This window comes from Nonomuraea sp. NPDC054003 (assembly GCF_055585125.1).
In genome coordinates, this window is sequence record NZ_JBVJKR010000003.1 from 272,633 (window position 1) to 295,080 (window position 22,448).

Consider the following 22,448-nt stretch of genomic DNA (forward strand, 5'->3'; position numbering starts at 1 on the left):
CCGGGTCAGGATTCCTGGAGCGCGGCCTCCCGCAGCGTGCCGTCGCTGATCTCCAGCACCCGGTCGGCCAGCGTGATCAGGTTCGGGTCGTGCGTGGCGACCAGGGCGGTGACGCCCTCGCTGCGGACCAGGGCGCGCAGCAGTTCCATGATCTGCCGTCCCGTCTGCGAGTCGAGCTGTCCGGTCGGCTCGTCGGCCACCAGCAGGCGCGGCCGGTTGGCCAGCGACCGGGCGATGGCCACCCGCTGCCGCTGTCCGCCCGATAGCTCGTACGGGCGCTGGTTGGCGTGCTTGTCCAGCCCGACGAGGGCGAGGAGGGTGCGGACCCGCTTCTCCCGCTCCTCGACCGGGGTGCGGGCCAGCCGCATCGGCACGCCCACGTTCTCGGCCGCCGACAGCACGGGGATCAGCCCGAACGACTGGAACACGAACCCGATCACGTCCCGGCGCAGCGCCAGCAGCGCGTCCTCGGGCAGCGCCGTGACCTCCTGCCCGGCCACCACCACCCGCCCGGCGTCGGGCCGGTCCAGCCCGCCCACCTGGTTGAGCAGCGTCGTCTTGCCGGACCCCGACCGCCCCCGGACGGCGATCAGCTCGCCCGGGTAGGCCTCGAACGACACCTCCCGCAGCGCCACGACCTCCTCCGGCCCCGTCCGGTAGACCTTGCGCAGCCCTTCGACCACGACCAACGGCTCACCGCTCATCGGCGGGCTCCTCCCGTACCGGCCACACCCCGATGTGGTCGCTCTCCAGTTCCAGCCGGACACGGCGTTCCATGTCGAGCGCGTTCGTGAAGTCGCGGGGCAGCTGGAGCCGTCCCACCCGGTCGAGCACCGCGTACTCCTCGGCGACGATCTGCCCCTCGGCGCCCTCGCGGCGCAGGGTCTCGCTGCTGGTGCGCCCGTCGCGGATGCCGATCGTGCGGTCGACCTGCTCGGACACGAGCGGGTCGTGGGTGACGACGACCACGGTGACGCCCAGTTCGCGGTTGGCCCTGCGCAGCGCGCCGAACACCTCCTCGGACGTCTCGCTGTCGAGCTCGCCGGTCGGCTCGTCGGCGAGGATGAGCTGCGGCGCGTTGGCGAGCGCGACGGCGATGGCGACCCGCTGCTGCTCGCCGCCGGACATCTCCGGCGGCTTGCGGCCGGCGCAGTGGCTCACGCCCATCAGGTCGAGCAGCTCGGCCGCCCGTTCGCCGCGCCGCCGGCCCGCGAGCACCATGGGCAGCTCGACGTTCTCCCGCCCCGTCAGGTAGGGCAGCAGGTTGCGCGCGGTCTGCTGCCAGATGAACCCGACGACCTCGCGCCGGTAGCGCAGCCGGTCCTTGGCGGTCATCGCCAGCAGGTCCATCCCGGCGACCCGTGCCACCCCGGCGGTCGGCACGTCCAGCCCGGACAGCACGTTGAGCAGCGTCGACTTGCCGGACCCGGACGCGCCCACGATGGCGAGCAGTTCGCCCTTCTCCACGACCAGGTCGAGGCCCTGGAGCGCGACCACCTCGACGCCCTCGGTCTTGTAGATGCGTACGAGGTTGTCGCAGACGATGTGCGCGTCACCTCCGAAAGCGGCCTTCTCCCGGCCGGCCTCCGCCTCCAGCTCGGACAATGTCGGGTTCAAGACAGGTCTCCCACTCTCAGGACGGCGCTCACGTCGCGGCGTCGGCTGATGGCGGCGTGCGCGTACGCGCCGAGCACGGCGACGACGGCGAGCCCGGCGGCCAGCGCGGCCGGGGTGGTCAGGTCGAGATCGTAGCCGCCGACGGCCAGCCCGCCGGCGTAGGCGGACAGATCGATGCCGGGACCGAGCGCGGCCGGCAGACCCAGCCCGAGGCCGAGCCCGACCAGCGCGGTGACCAGGACCATCGGCAGGATCTCCAGCACCGTGAGCCGCCGCGCCTGGCGGTCGGACAGTCCCAGGGTGCGCAGCAGCGACAGCGCCCTGGCCCGGTCGGCGGCGCCGATCACCAGCGTGATGAGGACCGCGACCAGCGCGTACCCGGCGAGCGCCACCGTCACCACGAGCAGCGTGGCGCTGACGGTGCCGGTCATCGGGTCGGCCTGGATGGCGGCCAGCGTCGCCGCCTGCGTCTCCACCCGGGCGTCCGGCACGGCCCGCGCCAGCGCGGCCCGGTCGGCGGCGCCGGAGACGAGCAGCGCGTTGACCACCGGCCGCGGGTTCACGTCGAACGGCAGGACGATGAACTTGCCCTCGGTGAAGAAGCCCGGCACCGCGGTGACCACGTCCCTGGTGGTGATCGTCAGCCGTGACTGCCAGCCGATCTCGAACGTGCCGCGCCCGCGCAGCTCGTGCGACACCAGCGCGGGGATGCCGGAACCGGCCGCGGGCGGCGCGGGCAGGCTGACCGGAGCGCCCGCCACCAGCTCCCGCCACCCGGCCAGGTCGACGGCGATCGCCTCGGCCCGCTCCGCCGTGTGGCCGACCTGCACGTCGGCGAGCTGTACCGGCACGACCCGGGCCACGCCGGGCACCTGACGCACCCGCTCGACCTCCCCGGCGGTGAGCTCCCGATCGGAGGTGATCTTGACCGGCGCCCCGACGGCCTGCCACGAGGCCAGCCGCTGCGTGCTCGCCACGCTGCCGGAGATCACCGAGGCGAACACCGACACGCCCAGCGCGGGCAGCAGGATCAGCACCGGCAGCACGCCGGACGAGCCCGTCCTGGCCGCCCGTGTCAGTCCCAGGAAGGCCACCGCGGTCCGGGCCCCGGCGGCGGCCCGGACCATCAGGCGCAGCGGGTACGGGTAGCAGCGCATGGTGATCAGCGCGGCGGCCAGCGTGAGCGCGAGCGGCACCACCAGCAGGAACGGGTCCAGCCCTCCGGCGGCCGTGCCCCGGGTGCGCAGCAGGTAGGCGCCCGCCAGAGCGAGCCCGACGACCAGCAGTTCCAGCGTGATCCGCCGGGCGGACGGCCGGGCCGCCACCACGTCCTCACGCCGCTCGTGCAGCGGCGCCCGGTGGGCGACGGCGATCCGCGCGGCGGCGAACGCCACCGCCGCCACCGCCACCGCGACGGGCCCGGCGTGCACGACCGGCGGCACCGGCCCGGGGAAGAGGTACGAGAGCGCGTACCCGGCGGCGGCGGCCGGCCCGACCACGGCGGCGACCAGCACGGCGCCGGTCCCCGCCACCTGCCGCAGCGAACCGCCGCGCGCCCGCGTCAGCGACAGCGCCCGGTCCATCCGGTCGACGAGGAGCCGCACGGCCAGCAGGATCACGCCGAGCGCCACTACGAGCAACCCGCCGAGCACCAGGAACATCACGGTCTGCGCGGTCGCCAGCGCGGCGCGGAACCCGTCCAGCAGCCCGGGCAGCCCCGTGGAGACGACGGTGCCGGACACCAGGCCGGGCCGCACCTTCAGCACCCGCTCGAACTCCGTGACGGCCGCGTCCAGCTCGTCCACCTGACGCGCCCCGGTCCTGGCGGCGTCCACCGGCAGGACCCAGCGGTAGGACAGATTCCGGTCCGCGCCGCTCAGCCGGGCCAGCCCGGCGTCGGCGATCAGCGCGGTGGTGTAGTGCTCGTAGTCGAGCGAGCCCGGCGGTTGCAGCCGCGTGACGTGCAGGATCTCACCGTTGTGCGACCAGTAGTCGTCACCCGCGTCACGGGCGCGGAAGACGCCGACGACCTTCACGGCCGCGAAGTCGCTCTCGCCGAGGATCTTCAGGTCGCCGACCTTCAGCCCCATCATGTCGCGGGCCTCCGCCGACACCCCCACCTCGTACAGCGGCACCGTCTGCCCCTGCCACCGCGTCGTGCCGACGCTCCCGGGAGCCCGGCCCTCGGCCCACTCCACCCGCCGCTCGCCGTCGGACAGCCAGCCGAGATTGAGGTACGTGCGACCGCCGGAACCGTTCACCGGCGTGTCGTACGTCTTGGCGCTGGCGTGCCCGGCGCCGCCGAGCAGGCCGCTCAGCGGCTCCGGCACCAGGTCCCGGTACTGCTCCCCGTACGAGGCGAACTGCGCCGGCTCGCGCAGGTCGCTCTCCGGACCCGACGAGCGCAGCTCCACGGCCACGTCCCGCTGGTAGGCGGGCGCGGCGGCCAGCGACTGGCGCAGCGCGCCGTCGAAGGCGGCCTGCATGGTGCGCGGCAGCCCCGCCACGAGCACGCACGCGCTCAGCACGAGCAGCGCGAGCACGGCCACCGCGCCCCGGTGCGTCCGGGCGAGCCGCAGCACCCTCACTGGTCCTCCCCGATGCGCAGCACCCGGCCGAGGCCCTGGCGGCGCAGGTTGCGCGCCAGGACGGCCACGATCGCGAACAGCACGGCCGCCACCCCGGCCAGCAGGGCCGCGGTCGCTCCCCATGGGATGTCGAGCAGCACCTCGGGCGTGACCGCCGACGCCTGCCCCGTCAGCACGATGTGCGGTACCACCAGGCCGCCCACCACGACGGCCAGCGCCGTGCCGGCCACCAGCGAGAGCACGATGACGAACGCCTGCTCGACCGCCAGCAGCCCGAACACCTGCCGGGAGCTGACGCCGAGCGCGCGCAGGATCGTGAACTCGGCCATCCGCTCGCGGGCGGCCACGGCCGCGTTCACCAGGAAGCCGAGCGCGGCGAACACCAGCGCGGACAGGAAGCCCAGGATGAGCGCCCCCTGCAGCCCGCTGGCCAGCGGGTCGTCGCGCAGCCCGGCGGCCAGCTCGCGCTGGTCGGTCACGGTGACGTCCCACTCGGGATGGCCGCGCAGCTCCCGCGCGGCCGGCGCGGTGTCGCCGCCCTCGACGGCCAGCCACCACTCGGTGGCGGGCCTGGGCTGCTGCCCGGTGGCCAGGCCGTGCGCCTGCAGGGTCCCCCAGTCTGCTAGCAGGGCCGGCTGGTCGGGCTCCGTGGTGGGCATCCGCTCGACGACCCCGGCCACGCTGACGTCGACGACCTCGCGGTCCAGGTTGATCCGGCCGGTCTGTCCCGCCGCCAGCTTGTTCGCGGCGGCGAGGTCGGCGGTGAGCACGACCGGCAGCGGGCGCCGCTCCCGTACCGGGGCGAACCCGGCCGCGACCGGCCGCTCGCCCGTCACCTCCAGCCGCACCTCGGGCGCGCCGACCGGCCGCCCGTCGGCGCTCAGGCCGGACAGCGTGACGACCGTCGTGCCCTCCGCCGGGGCGCCGGCGGTGAAACCGCGCACCGCCAGTGGGTAGGCGATCTCACCACTACGCCCGGCCAGCCCCTTGAGATCAGCGCTCAGCCGGCCGTTCCCGGCGGCGGTCAGCGGCAGGTCGCGCCACACGCCGAGAGAGTCGGAGACGCGGACACGCAGTGGCAGGATGCGGTCCATCCGCGCCTCGACGGCGAGAGCAGAGGGCCGGCCGGGCAGTTCGAGTCCCCCGTCCGCGGGCCGGTTCGCGGCCAGCGCGCGGCTCATGCCGGCGACGGGCCGCGCCGACAGGTCGGGGCGGAGCCGGAAGAGCGCCTCCAGCTCGGTGGCGTCCAGGGCGAGCAGGACGGCCCCTTCGCCGCCCACCTCCACCTGGCCGCGGAAGGCGGGCGAGGCGGCGGTCACGCCAGGCAGCGCCGCGAACGCGCTGCCCCGCCCGGACGACCCCAGCTCGGGCGAGTCCGGCGGGCCGGACAGCCGCAGGTCCGCGCCGGCCTGGTGGCGCGCCTGGTCGAGCTGGGAGCCCCGCCAGGTGGCGGCGGTGGCCATGGACACGATGCCGATCGCGATCGCCATCGTGAGCAGCAGCGCGGGACCCGCGTAGCGGAGCGGACGCCGGCTCACCTGCCAGGCGCCGAGCGCGGGCGCCAGCCCCGGCCGCCGGGCGGTGATCCGCTCGGCCAGCCGGGACACGCGCGGCACCAGCCGCAGGCCGAGCATGCCGCCGGTGAGCAGCGCCAGCGCGGGTCCGGAGACGATGAGCGGATCGATGCCCAGCCCTCCGCCGGAGGTGCCGGTGACGGGCGAGCCGTAGTGCCGGAGCTGCCAGATCGCCAGCGCCGCCACCGCGAGCAGCGCCAGGTCCGCGCCCGCCCGCTCGATCAGGCCGCGTCCCGCGCCGCGCCCGCGCGCGGTCTGCTCCTCGACGTAGGTGCGGCGCGCGCCCGCCAGGGCGGGCAGCGTGAGCAGCACGGCGGCGGCCAGGGCCACGCCGGACGAGACCAGGAACGTGCCCGCGTCCGCCGCCGGCGCCAGGCGCACCCCGCTGGCCGCGATCCACGGCAGCGCGTTGACCGCGGCCAGCAGCGGCGGCCCCAGCAGCGGCGCCGCCACCGCGCACGGCACCGCCACCAGCAGCGCCTCGCCGCCCGCCAGCGCCGCCAGTCGCAGCGTGCCGGCGCCTCGCGAGCGCAGCAGCGCCACCTCCATCCGCCGGTGGTCGGCCAGCAGCCGGGCGGTCAGCATCAGCGCGTACGCGGCGAGCAGCAGCAACTGCAGCACCGGGATCAGCATCGTGGAGCGGGCCACCAGCGAGGCGGTGTCGAGCTGGGTCAGCATGCCGGGAAGGCGGGTGACGGCCGTGCAACTCGGGCAGCCGTCCGTCTTGAGCGACTCGGCCAGGCCGCTCACGCCCGCGGCCAGCGGACGCAGGCGTTCCGGGGTGATCGCGCTCAGGTCGGGGACGGCGGTCCAGGTCGTGCCGACGTTGGTGGCGAAGCGGGCCAGGAACGTCTCGCGCGGCACCATCAACGGCCCGTACGTGGTGAACTCGCCGTGCTCGACGCCGCGGCTGAGCAACTGCTCGCCGGCCCAGCGGTCTCCGTACGGGTCGGCGAGCTGGAAGACGCCGGTGACCCGGACCGTCACCGGCCTGCCGTCGAGCCGGCCGCGCACGGTGATCTCCTGCCCGCTCTCCAGCCCGGAGGCCGACGCCGCGGACAGCGGGATCGCCGCCTCGACGGCGCCGTCCTCCGCGGGCTCCGGCCACGTGCCGGACACCAGCCGGGCATGCCCGTCGAGACCGTCGTAGCTGCCGAACCGCAGCAGCTCCGGCACCTCGCGGCGCTCCTGGCCCGGCATCGTGTACGAGTCGGAGTGGAAGCTCGTCGAGAACGCGGCGGGCGTGCCGCCGAGCGACTCGGTCACCCGGCCGCGCACCGCCGCGTCGAGCCGCGGGAACGTCTCGCCCGTCACCGGGGCGCTCACCGTCACCGCCACCTGGCGCAGCGGCGCGGTCTCCATCGTCCGGCGCACGCCCGCCTCGGCGATGGAGGAGGCGTACATGGTCAGCGCGACGAGCGTGGTGGTGGCCAGCAGGATCGACCCGAAGGCGGCCAACAGCAGGAGCGGCTCGCTGAACGCGCGCTTGACGACCAACGGCCCCCGCATCCGACCCCCCAACATCCGCTCCTCAGGAGGATTGGGGAGGGCGTCACCGAGGGCAAGAGCGCGATGTCAACGGTGACGGAGAAGATACGGCCCGGCGACGCGTATGTGATATTGAAACTGTGACATTGCTCTTGGGACTGTGCCCGAGCAGCAGAAAACGCCGCACCCCGTGAGGGAGTGCGGCGCTCCTATGGCCGGACCGGCGCCTACTTGGCCGCGGCGAGCGCGGCGGCCTGCTTGGCGATCGCCGACTTGCGGTTGGCGGCCTGGTTCTTGTGGATGACGCCCTTGCTGGCGGCCTTGTCGAGCTGACGGGCGGCCACCTGCTGCAGCGCCGCGGCCTGCTCGACGTCGCCCTGCTCGGCGGCCTCGCGGAACTTGCGGACCGCGGTCTTGAGAGAGGACTTGACAGCCTTGTTGCGCAGGCGAGCCTTCTCGTTCTGCTTGTTGCGCTTGATCTGGGACTTGATGTTCGCCACGAAGAAGCCTCGGTGAAGTCTAAAGGTGGTGGATGAAGCGCGCGGGCTCGAGAGAGGGCGCGCCACACGCAGTTGCTCAGGCTACCAATAACTCAGGTGGCCGCTCAAATCAACGCCCGGTTTCAGGATAACCAGTTTTCCTCGTACTCCCGCCAGTCCTCCTCGGTCGCCGCGAAGTCCACGTACAGCGCCAGCCCGAACCGCTCGCGCGGGCCGTGCTCCGACAGCGCCAGCTTGGCGCCCTGGCCGGCCACGGCGACGCTCTCCGCCGCGTCGCTCCACGGGACGCCGTGGTCGTGGTAGGCAGGGGCGCCGACGAACAGGGACTTCGACTCGGGCACCAGGTCCAGGGCCAGCTCCGCCTGCCGCACCACGTGTCCGCCGTACAGCGACTCCAGCGGCAGACCGGAGTCGTACGTCATGACCGCGACCTGGTCGACCCGGGACACGACCTCCTGGAAGTATCCGGGCGACCAGTACTTGTCGTGGCCCATGACGGCCCTCGTGCCGATCCGCATGAGCGGGTACGGCTCGATCTGCGGGGTCGAGGTGGACACCAGGGACGCGTGCCGCCTGGTCTCGTCCAGCAGGACGAGGAAGTCGGTGTCGCCGTCGCCGAGCGGCTCGAAGTTGTAGTGGACGCCGTCGTACCCGGCCTTCATGACGGCCGCGACGCCGTCGAGCACGTTCCGGCGGGCGGCGGGATCGTCCAGGTCCAGGCCGTTCTTGACCTTCTGTCCGAGCCACGCGGAGACGCGCACGCCCGGCATATGCCGTTTCGCCCACTGGACGAACTGTGAGGCGTTCGGATACTTGGCCGGATCGAGCCTCCCGTCCAGCTCGAAGGGACCGGAGTGCACGTACAGATCCTTGACGCCGGTGGTGCGCAGGCGCTCGGCGAGGACGCGCACGTCCTGCTCGTCGCGGCGGCCGTCGACCCACATGTGGCCCAGCCAGAGGGCGTCGTTGCCGGTGCTCATCGCCCACCCGGCCGGAGCCCCGGTAAACTGGAGCCGGAACGCGGCGGCTAAGACGCCGATCAGCGCGACCATGACGACCGAGGCGAGCGCGATCAGGCGCAGGCCGCGGCGGATGACGGTTCGGGACATCACCCGGGCATGTCACCATGAAAGACGCTTGACCTCAAACCTGTCGGAACGGACTTCGGTGCGCACTCAGCCTGGCCAGACAGACCCCGCGTTGATCCGCAACTTCTGCATCATCGCGCATATCGACCATGGCAAGTCCACGCTTGCCGACCGGATGCTGCAGATCACGGGGGTGGTCGACGACCGCTCCATGCGCGCTCAATACCTCGACAGGATGGACATCGAGCGAGAGCGCGGCATCACGATCAAGTCCCAGGCCGTCCGGCTGCCGTATGACGGCCACGTCCTCAACATGATCGACACACCGGGTCACGTCGACTTCACCTACGAGGTGTCCCGGTCGCTGCAGGCGTGCGAGGGCGCGATCCTGCTCGTCGACGCCGCCCAGGGCATCGAGGCGCAGACCCTGGCCAACCTCTACCTGGCCATGAACGCCGACCTGCACATCATCCCGGTGCTCAACAAGATCGACCTGCCGGCGGCGCAGCCGGAGAAGTTCGCCGAGGAGCTGGCGGGCCTGATCGGCTGCGACCCGTCCGACGTGCTGCGCGTGTCGGGCAAGACCGGCGAGGGCGTGCGCGAGCTGCTCGACCACGTGGTGCGGGAGGTGCCGGCCCCGGTCGGCCGGGCCGACGCGGCCGCCCGGGCGCTCATCTTCGACTCGGTCTACGACACCTACCGCGGCGTCGTCACGTACGTGCGGGTGGTCGACGGCCACCTGGGCAAGCGCGAGCGCATCCTCATGATGTCGACCGCCGCCACCCACGAGACGCTGGAGATCGGCGTCATCTCGCCCGAGCCGCGCCCGGCCGAGCTGGGGCTGGGCGTCGGCGAGGTGGGCTACCTGATCACCGGGGTCAAGGACGTGCGGCAGTCGCGCGTCGGCGACACCGTCACCTCCGCCGTCAAGTCCGCCGGCGAGATGCTGGCCGGTTACGAGCACCCCAAGCCCATGGTGTTCTCCGGCCTCTACCCGATCGACGGCGACGAGTACCCAGAGCTGCGCGAGGCGCTCGACAAGCTGCAGCTCAACGACGCGGCGCTGGTCTACGAGCCGGAGACGTCGGCGGCGCTCGGGTTCGGCTTCCGCGTCGGGTTCCTCGGGCTGCTCCACATGGAGATCGTGCGCGAGCGGCTGGAGCGCGAGTTCGGGCTGTCGCTGATCTCGACCGCGCCCAACGTCATCTACCGCGTGATCATGGAAGACGGCAGCGAGCTGACCGTCACCAACCCGTCGGAGTTCCCCACCGGCGGCAAGATCGCGCAGGTCTTCGAGCCGGTGACCAAGTCGACGATCCTGGCCCCGTCCGAGTTCATCGGCGCGATCATGGAGATCTGCCAGGGGCGGCGCGGCAACCTCCTCGGCATGGACTACCTCTCGGAAGACCGCGTCGAGATCCGCTACACGCTGCCGCTCGGCGAGATCATCTTCGACTTCTTCGACCAGCTCAAGTCGCGCACCCGCGGCTACGCCTCGCTCGACTACGAGCCGGCCGGGGAGCAGGAGGCCGACCTGGTCAAGGTCGACATCCTGCTGCAGGGCGAGCCGGTCGACGCCTTCAGCGCCATCGTGCACCGCGAGAAGGCCTACGCGTACGGCACCGAGATGGCCAAGAAGCTGCGCGAGCTGATCCCCAGGCAGCAGTTCGAGGTGCCGATCCAGGCCGCGATCGGGGCCCGGGTCATCGCTCGCGAGAACATCCGCGCCATCCGCAAGGACGTCCTGGCCAAGTGCTACGGCGGCGACATCTCCCGTAAGCGCAAGCTGCTGGAGAAGCAGAAGGAAGGCAAGAAGCGGATGAAGATGGTCGGCCGGGTCGAGGTGCCGCAGGAGGCGTTCGTGGCCGCGCTGTCGACCGACTCCGGCTCCGACAAGCCAAAGAAGTAAGGGCTCTACCGCTTCTGCCGGTACGCGTACGCGCGGCCGGCAGCGGGTCGGCGCTTATCGAGCTTTCTGCCGGTACGCGTACGCGCGGCCGGCAGCGGGTCGGCGCTCAGCGAGCCTTCTGCCGGTACGTGTACGCGGCGAACGCGCGGCCGGCAGCGGGTCGGCGCTTATCGAGCCTTCTGTCGGTACGCGTAAGCGGCGAGCGCGCCCAGGCCGGTGACGGCTTGGGCGGCCAGGTGGCCTGACGGGTCCGCGGGCTGCGCGACCAGTGCGGCGAGCGTCGGGAGGCAGCCCAGCAGGGCCAGGTCCGGGCCGGTGGCCGCCCAGAACACCGGGCCCGTCGGGATGGCGCCCGCCGGGGTGTCGATCAGCGGCAGCGAGTGGTCCACGGGCGGCCTGCGGGCCATCCGGAGCGCGCCCGCCGCCAGGGCGGGCGCGGCCAGCGGTCCGAACGCCCACCACGGGCCCGCGACGGCCCCGGCCGCCGCCAGCCAGCCGAGCGCGGCGGCCATCCAGGCGGCGGCGAGCAGCGCCGGCAGCAGCGCGCGGGCCAGCAGGGCCGCGCGCGTGCCGACGGCGGCCAGCCGGGCGAGCGCCGGATTGTCGGCGTCCCGCCGCGCCCCGGCCACCGCGCTCGCCGCCACGGCCAGTGCCCCGCCGATGAGCAACGCGGTCGGCGCCAGCCCACCCACCAGCGCACCGACCCCCTCCATCGGCCCCCCACCACCGGCAACGGCCCCGCTTGCGATGCCCGTGAGGTTCTCTGCGGTTGGCCCGCCTGCGATCTGCGCGAACTTCTCTGCGCTCTGCCCGCCTCCGGCGCTTGCGAGACTTCCTGCGTCCGGCATCCCCGTGAGGCTTTCTGTGGCTGATCCGCGGCCAAGGTTGGTGGGGGCGGCGCCGGTGGCTTGGGTGAGGAGGGCTGGGAGGGTAGCGGTGGCCGCCATCAGGGCCAGGCGGCCGGGGCGGCGCGCCACCCGGCGCCAGTCCTGCCAGGCCAGCGCGAGCGGGGCCGGCAGCGACGGCCAGCGCCGGGAACGCAGCCGCCTGCCACGCCAGTGATCGTCCTCGGCCGCCCAGGTGAGCGCGCCGGGATCCAGCTGCGTCGCCGCCGTGGTCAGATGGCGTGCCCTCGTCGCCGCGCCCATCAACGTGCCCGCCGGTATCCGGTCGAGCGCCGTCCACGCATGACGTACCAGAAGGGCGGCCGCCGCCAGCGCGCCCGCCGCGGCGGCTCCGAGGGCCTGCGCCGGCGCGGCGGCGACGGCGGCGAGCGGTTCGCGCGCCGGTCCGATGGCCGCGGCCACCGCCACCGCCAGCACCGCCACCAGCGCGACCGTCGACCACGTCTGCCACGCCTGCGATCCCTGGCCGAGCACGGCCAGGGCCATCCCGCCGGCGCTCGCCGACATCCCCAGCACCACCGCCGCGAGCAGCCGCCAGACGAGCTGGTCGGGAGCCCCCAGCGCGGTGAGCAACGCCAGCCCGAGCAGCGCCCCGGCCGCGAGCGTGATCACCGCGAGGATCCGGACGGGCCGCCCGAGCAGCCCTCGGCGGCCGACGCCCGACAGCAGCAGCCACGAGGCGTCGGCGGCCGGCAGCACCACCGGGCCCGCCGCCCGTCCCAGGGCCAGGAATCCGGCCAGCGCAAGCATCACCAGCGCCACCCCCGGCCCCATCCGGGCCGCGTCCACCTGCCCGGCGAGCCCCGTCACGGCCGTGGTCACCGGGTTGCCGAAGACGGCCACGGCGATGGCCAGCATGAAGACGGAGACGTACCGGTCGAGCAGGCTGACCGGCCGGCGCTGCCGTGACCGGACGAACGCGCGTGCGAGGCGGGCGTCGGTGGCGTCGTTCATGGTTCCTTCTCGATGATCGGACGGCGGTCAGGACGTGAGCTGGTTGCCCGGGAAGACCTGGCGGGCGCCGGTGGCGAGGGCGGCGTCGTGGGTGGCCGCCACGACGGTGCCGCCGGCGGCGGCGTAGCCGGCGAGAAGGGCGCCGAGCCGCTCACGGAAGGCGGCGTCGAGGCCGCGCTCGGGCTCGTCGAGCAGGAGGAGCTCGCTGGGTCTGATCAGGGCGGCGGCCAGGGCGAGGCGCTGGCGCTGGCCGGTGGACAGGTTGAGCGGAGGCGCGTCGGCCCGCGCGGACAGCCCGAACAGCTCCAGCGTCTCCTCGACCTCCAGCCGGGGTTCGCCGTGGACGGCCCGCATCAGCTCCAGGTGCTCGCGCGTGGTCAACCCCGGGTACCACGCCGGTTCGTCGGCCGCCCACGCCACCCGGCGCCAGAAGACGGGCCCGTCGACTGGAGGCGCGCCGAACACCTCGACCGATCCGGCGGACACCGGCACCAGCCCGGCCAGGCAGCGCAGCAGGGTCGACTTCCCCGACCCGTTGGGGCCGACGACGGCCACCACCTCGCCGCGCGCGACCGCCAGGCTCAGGTCTCGCAGCACGGGAACGCCTTCGAGCTCGACCGTGACGCCGCGAACCTTGATGATCTTGTCGTCCACATCCCAAGCCTAGCCATCGTCGCGCAGGTGCGGGGTCGGCGGTCAGAGACCAGCAGCTCGGGTGAGGTCGCCAGCTCCCGCCGTCGGGCCTTCGGATCGTCGACCAGCCGCCGCGCGCGCAGGTCGAGCAGCCGTCGCGCGCGCAGGTCGAGCAGCCCGCCGACGCCTGTCAGCTCGGCGGCCGGCTCTCCGGGAGGGCGCGGGAACTCCTGCCGCACCCGGAAGGTCCTGCCCTCGCCCCACTCGAACGCGCACGTCACATCCACCTCGTCGCCCACGCGGAGGTAGCGGATGGTGTTCTCCAGTGTGATCGGGCCGACGCCGCCCCTGCGCAGGTCGTCCGCCTCGATCCCGGCCGCGCGCAGCAACTCCCACCGGGCGTGGTCGCCGTACTGCGTTGTCGAGGTGGCCCTGCGCGTCGATCTCGTAGCCGCGTACGGAGAAGCTCGTCGCCGTTCCTCCAGCCAGCGGTGCGACTTGCCGGTGAGGTAGCGCAGGCCGTCGTCGCCGATCTCGACCCAGTCGCCGCGTGTCCAGCCCTCGGTGATCTAGAGGGCGAACCTGTGGCGCTGGGAAGCTCCGAGGACTCCTTCTGGGTGAGCCCGCGGCAACCCCCACTCCTGGATCACCCGGGCCGTCCACTCGTCCCCGCTCGCCGGTTCGTGCTCGCCGAGCGCCGCCCCGACCTCTTCCAGGCCGCGTGCGACCAGGCGCAGCCCGGACTGCAGCCGCTGTGTGTCCATGACTCTCCATCGCCTATCGGTCGGTAGTGATTGCCAAGCGATCGTGTCGAGCGGTGCTTTCTAAGTCGACGGGGCCGGGGTTTTGTCGGTGGGTCCCGTTAGCTTGGGCATCCGAACACCTGTGCGACTGGAGGGTGAGATGATGGCTGCTGAGCGCATGGAGCGTGCCGCTGTGCTGGGGGTCGCCGTGGCTGAGGAGACGCGGCGGTTGCTGCGGGCCCACATGAGGCCGGCGGTGCTGGGCGACGACGGCAAGGTCGTGGTCGACGTGCCCTATCCCGACGCCGCCGTGGTGACGGCGCTGCTCGACGTGGCGGCCGAGTGCTTCGGGGAGCGGGGCGCGTCCGTGGAGGAGGCGCGCCAGGCCGCCCTGGAGACCTTGTTAGACCTCGCCGACGACCGGGCCTGACGTGGCGGAGATGGTCACCTGTCTGGCCTGGTACTTCATCGCTCAAGGCAAGGAGGCTCCGATACCGTCCCCCGTATGCGTGTTATATCGGTAAATATCGGGCAAGCTGTCGACGCTGACTGGGCCGGGAAGCTGAAGCGCACGGCCATCGACAAGCGGCCGGTGACCCACCGGGTGGCGGTCCTGGCCAACGGCCTGGCCGGTGACGAGCGCGCCGACAAACCCAGCCACGGATCCCCCGGCCAGGCCGTCTACGCCTACGCCAGGGAAGACTACGACTGGTGGGAGCGGGAGCTGGGCCGCGAGCTGCGTGACGGCAGGTTCGGCGAGAACCTCACGACCTCGGGGCTGGACGTCAACGGCGCGCTGATCGGGGAGCGCTGGCGGATCGGCAGCACGCTCCTGGAGGTGGCGGCCCCGCGGGTTCCGTGCGTGGTCTTCCGCAACTGGCTGGACGAGCCCCGCTGGGTCAAGCGCTTCACCGAGGCCGCCCGGCCCGGCGCGTACCTCAGGGTGCTGGAGCTGGGCGAGCTGGGCGTGGGCGACGAGGTGGAGGTGGTCCACCGGCCGGCGGCGAGCGTGACCGTGGCCGAGTCCTTCCTGGCCTACCACGGCGACGAGGAGCTCCTGCGCCGCATCCTGGAGGTCCCCGGATACGACGAGCGATGGGACCGGGTGGCCGAGCGTGTCCTGGGCGTGCCCTCGTAGCTTCGGGGGACTCCCCGCGTGGGCGCGAGCGCGCCCACGCGAGGGATCAACGCGGGGAGGTCACCTCAGGACCTTGTGCAGCGCCGTGGTGAGCGAGGCGCGGGAGTCGTCCTGGTCGATGGACCACAGCATGGCGCCGCCCAGCCCCTTGAGCCGGATGTACGCGGCCTTCTGCAGCATCACCGCCGGGTCGTCGTACGACCAGAACTCGTTGCCGTCGTACATCCAGAGCGTGCCCGTGAGCAGGTCGCGGTGGCGCTTGCCCGGCTTGGTCACGAGGTCCTTGTAGTCCTCGACGCCGGCGGCCCACTTGCCGGGGGCGGGGCCGGTGGCCGCCTTGTAGAGGCCCTTCCCGCCGCCGGTGACGCCGGTCCAGCCCTGCCCGTACGCGGGGACGCCGATCACGAGCTTGCGGGCGGGGGCGCCGCGCCGCAGGTAGTCGCGGACGGTCTGGTCGACGCTGTAGCGGACCTCGTTCGGGTCGCGCCCGTCGGTGAACAGGTTGCCCTGGTGGCCCGTCCGGAGCTCCCAGTTGCCGCGCAGGTCGTAGCCCTGGACGGTGGCGAAGTCGAGCAGGTCGAACACCCGCCGCACCTCGAAACCGGCGTCGATCTTCGCGGCGGCGGCGGGGAGGAAGGCGCTCAGCTCGGCGTCACGGGAGTACGCGTCGAGCTGGGCGCGCAGTTCCTCCAGGAACAGGGTGAAGTTCCGCCTGTCCTCCGGCCTGATCACGTTGCCCTCGGCGCCGGACGAGCCCGGCCACTCCCAGTCGAGGTCGATGCCGTCGAACACGCCCGCGCCCGCGCCGGGCTCCAGGCCGGGCAGGTTGCCGCGCAGCCACAGGTCGATGCAGGAGGCGGCCAGCCTGGCGCGCGACTCGGGAGTGAGCACGGCGTCGGAGAAGTGCTTCGAGCCGGTCCAGCCGCCCAGCGAGATGAGCGCCTTCAGCCGGGGGTGCTTGGCCTTGAGCTTGCGGAGCTGGTTGAGGTTGCCGTTCAGGGCCTGGCCGGGCGCGTCGGCGACGCCGTCCACGCTCTGCTCGGCCGGCACCGGCCGCTGCCAGTCGGCCCACGGGTCGGGGGAGTAGCAGTCACCGGCGGCGTCGACGAAGCCGAAGGCGTAGTTGACGTGGGTGAGCTTGGCGGCGGCGCCGCTGGTGTCGACGTCCTTGACGTGGTAGTCGCGCCCGTAGACGCCCCACTGGACGAAGTACGCGACCCGCTTGAAACGGTCGCCTCCGGCCTCGGCGGGCAGCGCGGTCACGGTCAGGGACAGTAAGACGGAGAGGGCGATGAGGATGCTCTTCTTCACGGGGTGCGCCTCCTGACTTATAGGAAACTTTCCTATAAGTTGTCCCGGATCGTAGATCTCCTGGATCGGGCAGTCAATGGGACCGGGCAGACTGGAGACGTGCCTTCCACGCTGCCTGACGGAGATCCCGCGCCCGCCTCCGGCGAGCTGCCCGAGAGCGCGCTGCGCGGCCTCGGCGAGCGGCCGTTCGGCTTCTACGTGCACGTCCCGTTCTGCGTGACGCGCTGCGGCTACTGCGACTTCAACACCTACACCGCCGCCGAGCTCGGCCCCGGCGCCTCACACGGCGACTACGCCGACACCGCGATAGCGGAGGTACGGCTCGCGCGGCGGGTGCTCGGCGAGACCCGGCTGCCGGTCGAGACGGTGTTCTTCGGCGGCGGCACCCCGACCCTGCTTCCCGCCCGCGACCTGGGCAGGATCCTCGCGGCCATCGACGCCGAGTTCGGCCTGGCGCCCGGCGCCGAGGTGACGACCGAGGCCAACCCCGAGTCCGTCGACCCGCGCTACCTCGAAGAGCTGCGCGAGCGCGGCTTCACCCGGGTCAGCTTCGGCATGCAGAGCGCCCGCGAGCACGTCCTGCGGGTGCTCGACCGGCAACACACCCCAGGCAGGGCCGGCCAGGCCGTGCTGGAGGCCAGGAAGGCCGGGTTCGATCACGTCAACCTCGACCTGATCTACAGCACTCCCGGCGAGACCGACGACGACTGGCGCGCCTCCCTGGCCGCCGCCGTCGAGGCCGGGCCCGACCACGTCTCGGCCTACTCCCTCATCGTCGAGGACGGCACCCGTCTCGCCGCCCGGATCCGGCGCGGCGAGCTGCCGATGCCCGACGACGACGTGGCCGCCGACCGCTACCTCATCGCCGACCAGATGCTGGCCGAGGCCGGGCTCCGCTGGTACGAGGTGTCCAACTGGGCCACCGGCGACGCCGCCCGCTGCCGCCACAACCTGCTCTACTGGACCGGCGGCGACTGGTGGGCCGTCGGCCCCGGCGCCCACAGTCACGTCGGCGGCACCCGGTGGTGGAACGTCAAGCATCCGGCCCCGTACGCCCAGCGCCTGGCCGCCGGCCACTCGCCCGCGCACGCCCGCGAGGAACTGACCGCCGAGGATCGCGAGACCGAGCGGCTCATGCTGGAGCTGCGGCTCGACTCCGGCTACCCGCTGGCCGACGTGGCGCCCGGCGCGCGCCCGAAGGTCGCCGCGGCGCTGGCCGGCGGGCTGCTGGAGCCGGAGGTGTTCAAGGCCGGGCGCATGGTGCTCACCCTGCGCGGCCGGCTGCTGGCGGACGCGCTGGTCCGCGACCTGCTCACGTGATGAGGCGGATGTTGATCGGGTAGCGGTAGTTCTGGCCCCGCTGCGCCGCGATGGCGGCCTGGATCTGGAAGATCAGCGCGATGATCCAGACGATCGGCAGCAGCAGGAGGCCGATCAGGATGATCGAGAAGAGGGCGGCGACGATGAAGCCGATGAACATGGTGATCTGGAAGTTCAGCGCCTCCGCCGACTGGTCCCTGACGTACGGGGACTCGTCCTTCTTCATCAGGTAGACGATCAGCGGGCCGACCCAGGAGACCAGCAGGCCCAGCAGGTGGGAGACCATGGCCATGGTGGTGTCGTCGGTGCCCGGGCGCGGGCCGTACCTGCCGGGGACGTGCGGTTGCTGCCGGTGGGGGGCGGCGTAACCGTACGGAGGCTGCTGGTGACCGTACGGCGGCTGTGGCTGCTGCCCGTAGCCGTAACCAGGTTGCTGTCCGTACCCGTGGCCAGGTTGCTGCCCATACCCGTAGCCGGGCTGCTGCCCGTAGCCGTGGCCGGGTTGCTGTCCGTACCCGTAGCCGGGCTCGGAACCGGGCTGCTGGCCGTACCTGTACCCGGGCTCGGAGCCGGGTTGCGGGCCGTAGCCCTGCGGGGGGTTGTCGGTGGGGATGCGGCGGGTCGCGTCCTCGTCGGACGGCGGTGGGTGCGGATCCTGGCTCACGATGCCTCCGTAACGAAGTCGATCAGTTCCTCGACCCGGCCGAGCAGCTCCGGCTCCAGGTCGGCGTAGGTCGAGACGGCGCCCAGAATGCGCCGCCACGCGTCGGCCGGCTCCATCCGCCAGCCCAGGGCGGCGATCACGCCCTCCTTCCACGGAACCCCGCGCGGCACCTCGGGCCAGGCCCGGATGCCCAGCGCGGACGGCTTGACCGCCTGCCAGATGTCGACGTACGGGTGGCCCACCACGAGGACGTGCGGCGAGGTCACCTGGGCCGCGATGCGGCTCTCCTTGGAACCCGGCACCAGGTGGTCGACCAGCACTCCCAGCCTGCGCCCCGGCTCGGGGCCGAACTCGCCGACGATCGCGGGCAGGTCGTCGACGCCTTCCAGGTACTCCACGACCACGCCCTCGACCCGCAGGTCGTGACCCCAGATCTTCTCCACCAGCGCCGCGTCGTGCACGCCTTCGACGTAGATGCGGCTCTCCCTCGCGACCCTGGCCCGCAGCCCCTCGACCGCGATCGACCCCGAGGCGCTGCGCCTGTGACCCTGGGGCGCGGCGGCCTGCGGTCGCACCAGCGTCACGACCCGCCCTTCCAGCAGGAAAGCGGCGGGCGCCAGCGGGAACAGCCGCCGCTTGCCGAAGCGGTCCTCCAGCGTCACCGCCTCCTTGTCGCAGGCCACCACCGCGCCGCAGAAGCCGCTGTCGGCGTCCTCCACGACCAGGTCCGGTTCGGCGGCCACTTGGGGGATCTTCCCTTTGCCGGGACGCCGCCAGTTTCCCGCTAGAACATCGCCGTCGTACACACGGGGACCGTAGCAAATCACCCGGCCGTCGCGAGGCGCTTGCGATGGCCGCTCCGCCGCATCAGGACGACCACCGTCACGATGATCGCGCCGAGCACGCCCACGCCGGGGATGAGCAGCAGCGCCGCCAGCCCTCCCACGATGCCGCCGGCCGCCGAGAGCGCGTCCCTGCCCACGCCGAACAGCACGTCACCCTGTTCCTGGATGACGCAGGTGAGCTGGTACTCGCCCGCGGCGGGCGCGTTGACCAGCAGGATCTGCTCCCACGTCCGGCTGCCGGCCGTCACCGTCTGCGAGCCCGGCGCGTTGACGAGCCGCGCCTGGCCGGGCCCGCCGGAGATCTCGCAGCGGTAGTTCACCCGGGCGTCGGTGGAGACGTAGACGGACGGTCGGTCGTCGGGGTCGAGCGAGACCGTGACCGTCTCGCCGGCGGCGAACGTCGTGGACGGGGCGATGTCCTCGACGGTGTTCACGATGCCGGTGACGAACAGGACCACGCCCGCCACGACGCACGCGACGGCCACGCCCCACGCGACCGCGATCCACCGCAGCCGCGGGCGGAGCTCCTTCGGGTCCACCTGGCGTCCGTAGGGTGCTCCCGGCGGCCCGTACTGCGGCCCGCCGAACTGCGGCTGCTGCCCGTACCCGTAGCCGGGCTGCTGCTGACCGTACGGACTCCCGCCGTACGGCCCGGGACCCGCTTGGGGCGGGGGCCCGTAGGGGCCGGAGGGCTGAGATCCGTACGGGTTCGGGCCGGAATGTGGGGGTGGCGGCGCGTACGGGGAAGGTTCACCCTGGGGATAAGGCTGACCAAAAGGAGGATCCTGCCCTGAAGGCGGATCAACAGGCCGCTGGGGTGGATTGTCGTTCATGTCGGCAATTGTGATGCTTGTCGTTCACGCGTGCCAGCAGCGGGGACAACGGTGTTATCGCACCCTGTGAGCGAGACCCGTACACTTGGCACTCGGGAACACAGAGTGCTAGGTCTGGCGTTTCCCTGAAAGCGGCGGTAGGAGGTGCGCACGTGCTCGACGATCGGAAGCTCGCGGTGCTACGCGCCATTGTCGAAGACTACGTTTCGACCAACGAACCGGTGGGCTCCAAGGCGCTCGCCGAGCGTCACAATCTGAAGGTGTCGCCGGCGACCGTGAGAAACGACATGGCGGCGCTGGAGGAGCAGGGTTACATCGCCCAGCCCCACACCAGCGCCGGGCGCGTGCCGACGGACAAGGGCTATCGCCTGTTCGTCGACAGGCTCTCCCAGGTCAAGCCCCTGTCGGGGGCCGAGCGCCGGGCCATCGAGACGTTCCTGGCGGGAGCGGTCGACCTCGACGACGTGGTGATGCGCACGGTGCGGCTGCTCGCGCAGCTCACCCGTCAGGTCGCCGTCGTGCAGTACCCGACGCTCAACCGCTCGACCGTGCGCCACGTCGAGCTGGTTCCGCTCCACGACCGCCGCGTCATGCTGGTGCTGATCACCAACATGGGCCGCGTCGAGCAGCGCATGGTCGAGCTGCCCGAGGTGGTGGAGGAGCACCGCATCGCCCACATGCGCGGGGTGCTCAACGACTGCCTCGACGGCTGCGGCCTGAGCAGCGTGCCCGAGCTGGTCTCGGACCTGCCCGAGCGGCTGCCGGTCGACGAGCGGCCGGCGATGGCCACGATCCTGTCCGTCCTGCTGGAGACGCTCGTCGAACGGCACGACGAGAAGATCGTGTTCGCCGGGGCGGCCAACCTCGCCGGCGCCGACCTCAGCGTCGGCCTGCGCGAGGTGCTCGAAGCGCTGGAAGAGCAGGTGGTGCTCATGCGCCTGCTCGGCGAGACTTCCTCAGACACACCTTCCGCCCTCACCGTGCGCATCGGATCGGAGAACGCCTACACCGGACTGCGGGGCACGTCCATCGTCGCGACGGGATACGGTCAAGGCGACAACCAACTGGCCCGGCTCGGCGTTCTGGGCCCCACCAGGATGGACTACCCCGTGACGATGGGCGCCGTGCGCGCGGTGGCACGCTACGTCAGCCAGATTCTGGCTGCATCTTAAGAGGTCGATAAGTGGCAAACAGCGACTATTACGCCGCCCTCGGGGTGCGCCGTGACGCCAGTCAGGACGAGATCAAGAAGGCCTACCGCCGGCTGGCCCGCGAGCTGCACCCCGACGTGAATCCTGACCCCGCCACGCAGGAGCGGTTCAAGGAGATCACGCAGGCCTACGAGGTGCTCTCCGATCCGAACAAGCGCCAGATGTACGACCTGGGCGGCGACCCGTTCGGCGGCGCCGGGGCGGGTGCGCCGGGCGGCGGCTTCGGCGCCGGCTTCCCGTTCAGCGACATCATGGACGCGTTCTTCGGCACCGCCACGGGCGGCGCCCGCGGCCCGCGCTCGCGCGCCCGCCGCGGCCGCAACGCGACGATCCGGGTCGAGCTCGACCTGCGCGAGACCGCGTTCGGCACCACCCGGGAGCTCCAGGTCGACACGGCCGTGCTGTGCGAGGTGTGCCAGGGCGTCGGCGCGGCGCCCGGCACCCACCCCGACACCTGCGACATGTGCAACGGCCGCGGCGAGATCTCCCAGGTCACCCGGTCCTTCCTCGGGCAGGTCATGACCACGCGGCCGTGTCCGCAGTGCGGCGGCTTCGGCAGCATCATCCGCCACCCGTGCCAGGAGTGCTCGGGCGACGGCCGGGTCCGCACCCGCCGCACGATCAAGGTCCGCATCCCCGCGGGCGTCGAGGACGGCACCCACATCCAGCTCGCCGGCGAGGGCGAGATCGGCCCCGGCGGCGGCCCGCCCGGCGACCTCTTCCTGGAGATCGTCGAGCGCTCCCACGAGATCTTCGAGCGGCGCGGCGACGACCTCCACTGCACCGTCCAGATCCCGATGACGGCCGCCGCGCTCGGCACCGTGCTCACCGTCGAGACCCTCGACGGCGCCGAGGAGATCGACGTCCGCCCCGGCACGCAGTCGGGTCAGGTCATCACCATGTACGGCCGCGGCGTGCAGCGCCTCAACGAGACCGGCCGCGGCGACCTGCTCATCCACGTGAACGTGGAGACCCCGTCCCGCCTCGACCCCCCGCAGGAGGAGCTGCTGCGCGAGCTGGCCAAGCTGCGCGGCGAGGAGCGGCCGCCGGGCAAGTTCGCGCCCGGCCAGCAGGGTTTCTTCTCCCGTCTCCGCGACGCCTTCAACGGCCGCTGACGACGGGACGCG

At 72.5% G+C, this 22,448-nt stretch carries 20 protein-coding genes; 6 read left to right on the top strand and 14 right to left on the bottom strand.

Annotated elements, in window-relative coordinates; all coding sequences use genetic code 11:
* Positions 1–5: 5 nt before the first annotated feature.
* The 6 genes from ACZ6YG_RS08840 to ACZ6YG_RS08865 all read right to left on the bottom strand — a co-directional run bounded on the left by ACZ6YG_RS08840 (position 6) and on the right by ACZ6YG_RS08865 (position 8,876).
* The gene (locus tag ACZ6YG_RS08840) at positions 6–704 is read right to left on the bottom strand and encodes an ABC transporter ATP-binding protein (RefSeq protein ID WP_148033507.1); all 699 of its coding nucleotides are present in this window, start codon (positions 702–704) and stop codon (positions 6–8) included.
* Entirely contained in the window at positions 694–1,617 is a 924-nt protein-coding gene (locus ACZ6YG_RS08845; RefSeq protein WP_148033506.1) for an ABC transporter ATP-binding protein, read from the bottom strand. The genes ACZ6YG_RS08840 and ACZ6YG_RS08845 overlap by 11 nt, the downstream gene beginning before the upstream one ends.
* Positions 1,614–4,205 (bottom strand): FtsX-like permease family protein, encoded by a 2,592-nt coding sequence (locus tag ACZ6YG_RS08850; RefSeq protein ID WP_466017597.1) that lies wholly within the window; start codon positions 4,203–4,205, stop codon positions 1,614–1,616. The genes ACZ6YG_RS08845 and ACZ6YG_RS08850 overlap by 4 nt, the downstream gene beginning before the upstream one ends.
* Entirely contained in the window at positions 4,202–7,288 is a 3,087-nt protein-coding gene (locus tag ACZ6YG_RS08855) for an FtsX-like permease family protein (protein WP_466017598.1), read from the bottom strand. The genes ACZ6YG_RS08850 and ACZ6YG_RS08855 overlap by 4 nt, the downstream gene beginning before the upstream one ends.
* A 206-nt stretch (positions 7,289–7,494) precedes the next feature.
* Positions 7,495–7,767, bottom strand: a complete 273-nt coding sequence (gene rpsT, locus ACZ6YG_RS08860; RefSeq protein WP_148033503.1) for a 30S ribosomal protein S20 — start codon at positions 7,765–7,767, stop codon at positions 7,495–7,497.
* Positions 7,768–7,889: 122 nt separating this feature from the next.
* Complete coding sequence (locus tag ACZ6YG_RS08865) at positions 7,890–8,876, bottom strand: glycoside hydrolase family 18 protein (RefSeq protein WP_246639583.1); 987 nt, start codon at positions 8,874–8,876, stop codon at positions 7,890–7,892.
* A gap of 58 nt (positions 8,877–8,934) precedes the next feature.
* On the opposite strand from ACZ6YG_RS08865, the gene lepA reads away from it, so the two are divergent.
* A complete protein-coding gene (lepA, locus tag ACZ6YG_RS08870; protein ID WP_271279644.1) occupies positions 8,935–10,764 on the top strand; it encodes a translation elongation factor 4 in 1,830 nt (609 codons plus the stop codon).
* Positions 10,765–10,931: 167 nt separating this feature from the next.
* Here lepA and ACZ6YG_RS08875 read toward each other — a convergent pair whose 3' ends face one another.
* From ACZ6YG_RS08875 to ACZ6YG_RS08890, 4 genes are all read right to left on the bottom strand, one after another.
* Positions 10,932–12,623, bottom strand: a complete 1,692-nt coding sequence (locus ACZ6YG_RS08875; RefSeq protein ID WP_466017599.1) for a DUF6297 family protein — start codon at positions 12,621–12,623, stop codon at positions 10,932–10,934.
* Between the two features lie 27 nt (positions 12,624–12,650).
* Entirely contained in the window at positions 12,651–13,277 is a 627-nt protein-coding gene (gene ccmA, locus ACZ6YG_RS08880) for a heme ABC exporter ATP-binding protein CcmA (RefSeq protein ID WP_148033499.1), read from the bottom strand.
* Positions 13,205–13,645, bottom strand: a complete 441-nt coding sequence (locus ACZ6YG_RS08885) for a hotdog family protein (RefSeq protein ID WP_466017600.1) — start codon at positions 13,643–13,645, stop codon at positions 13,205–13,207. Before ACZ6YG_RS08885 ends, ccmA begins: the two co-directional genes overlap by 73 nt.
* Before the next feature lie 180 nt (positions 13,646–13,825).
* The gene (locus ACZ6YG_RS08890) at positions 13,826–14,020 is read right to left on the bottom strand and encodes a hypothetical protein (protein ID WP_466017601.1); all 195 of its coding nucleotides are present in this window, start codon (positions 14,018–14,020) and stop codon (positions 13,826–13,828) included.
* 139 nt (positions 14,021–14,159) lie between these two features.
* Here ACZ6YG_RS08890 and ACZ6YG_RS08895 point away from each other — a divergent pair, with 139 nt between their 5' ends.
* Both ACZ6YG_RS08895 and ACZ6YG_RS08900 read left to right on the top strand, forming a co-directional pair.
* The gene (locus ACZ6YG_RS08895) at positions 14,160–14,429 is read left to right on the top strand and encodes a hypothetical protein (protein ID WP_271280096.1); all 270 of its coding nucleotides are present in this window, start codon (positions 14,160–14,162) and stop codon (positions 14,427–14,429) included.
* 75 nt (positions 14,430–14,504) lie between these two features.
* The gene (locus ACZ6YG_RS08900; protein ID WP_364228310.1) at positions 14,505–15,137 is read left to right on the top strand and encodes an MOSC domain-containing protein; all 633 of its coding nucleotides are present in this window, start codon (positions 14,505–14,507) and stop codon (positions 15,135–15,137) included.
* Between the two features lie 60 nt (positions 15,138–15,197).
* Here the strand turns inward: ACZ6YG_RS08900 and ACZ6YG_RS08905 are convergent, their stop codons facing one another.
* Positions 15,198–16,448, bottom strand: coding sequence for a glycoside hydrolase family 18 protein (locus tag ACZ6YG_RS08905; protein WP_148033495.1), 1,251 nt, complete (start codon positions 16,446–16,448; stop codon positions 15,198–15,200).
* A 99-nt stretch (positions 16,449–16,547) separates the two neighbouring features.
* Between ACZ6YG_RS08905 and hemW the strand changes: the two genes are divergently transcribed.
* Entirely contained in the window at positions 16,548–17,768 is a 1,221-nt protein-coding gene (gene hemW / locus ACZ6YG_RS08910) for a radical SAM family heme chaperone HemW (protein ID WP_466017602.1), read from the top strand.
* Here the strand turns inward: hemW and ACZ6YG_RS08915 are convergent.
* The 3 genes from ACZ6YG_RS08915 to ACZ6YG_RS08925 are packed head-to-tail and all read right to left on the bottom strand — an operon-like array spanning position 17,761 to position 19,816.
* Positions 17,761–18,432, bottom strand: a complete 672-nt coding sequence (locus tag ACZ6YG_RS08915) for a DUF4870 domain-containing protein (RefSeq protein ID WP_271280100.1) — start codon at positions 18,430–18,432, stop codon at positions 17,761–17,763. The two genes, hemW and ACZ6YG_RS08915, sit on opposite strands and share 8 nt — an antisense overlap.
* Entirely contained in the window at positions 18,429–19,238 is an 810-nt protein-coding gene (locus ACZ6YG_RS08920; protein ID WP_219544117.1) for a DUF3097 domain-containing protein, read from the bottom strand. The genes ACZ6YG_RS08915 and ACZ6YG_RS08920 overlap by 4 nt, the downstream gene beginning before the upstream one ends.
* A gap of 17 nt (positions 19,239–19,255) precedes the next feature.
* Positions 19,256–19,816 (bottom strand): hypothetical protein, encoded by a 561-nt coding sequence (locus tag ACZ6YG_RS08925; RefSeq protein ID WP_261808756.1) that lies wholly within the window; start codon positions 19,814–19,816, stop codon positions 19,256–19,258.
* 446 nt (positions 19,817–20,262) lie between these two features.
* Here ACZ6YG_RS08925 and hrcA point away from each other — a divergent pair, with 446 nt between their 5' ends.
* A complete protein-coding gene (gene hrcA, locus ACZ6YG_RS08930; RefSeq protein ID WP_148033491.1) occupies positions 20,263–21,282 on the top strand; it encodes a heat-inducible transcriptional repressor HrcA in 1,020 nt (339 codons plus the stop codon).
* Positions 21,283–21,293: 11 nt separating this feature from the next.
* Positions 21,294–22,436 carry a molecular chaperone DnaJ gene (gene dnaJ / locus ACZ6YG_RS08935; protein WP_148033490.1) on the top strand — a complete coding sequence of 381 codons (1,143 nt, stop codon included), beginning with the start codon at positions 21,294–21,296 and terminating at the stop codon, positions 22,434–22,436.
* Positions 22,437–22,448: the final 12 nt, after the last annotated feature.

Coding starts and splice junctions, on each gene's coding strand:
- ACZ6YG_RS08840 (WP_148033507.1), bottom strand. CDS start 704: ATGAGCGGTGAGCCGTTGGTCGTGGTCGAAGGGCTGCGCAAGGTCTAC.
- ACZ6YG_RS08895 (WP_271280096.1), top strand. CDS start 14,160: ATGATGGCTGCTGAGCGCATGGAGCGTGCCGCTGTGCTGGGGGTCGCC.
- ACZ6YG_RS08855 (WP_466017598.1), bottom strand. CDS start 7,288: ATGCGGGGGCCGTTGGTCGTCAAGCGCGCGTTCAGCGAGCCGCTCCTG.
- ACZ6YG_RS08900 (WP_364228310.1), top strand. CDS start 14,505: ATGCGTGTTATATCGGTAAATATCGGGCAAGCTGTCGACGCTGACTGG.
- ACZ6YG_RS08875 (WP_466017599.1), bottom strand. CDS start 12,623: ATGAACGACGCCACCGACGCCCGCCTCGCACGCGCGTTCGTCCGGTCA.
- ACZ6YG_RS08865 (WP_246639583.1), bottom strand. CDS start 8,876: ATGTCCCGAACCGTCATCCGCCGCGGCCTGCGCCTGATCGCGCTCGCC.
- ACZ6YG_RS08890 (WP_466017601.1), bottom strand. CDS start 14,020: ATGGACACACAGCGGCTGCAGTCCGGGCTGCGCCTGGTCGCACGCGGC.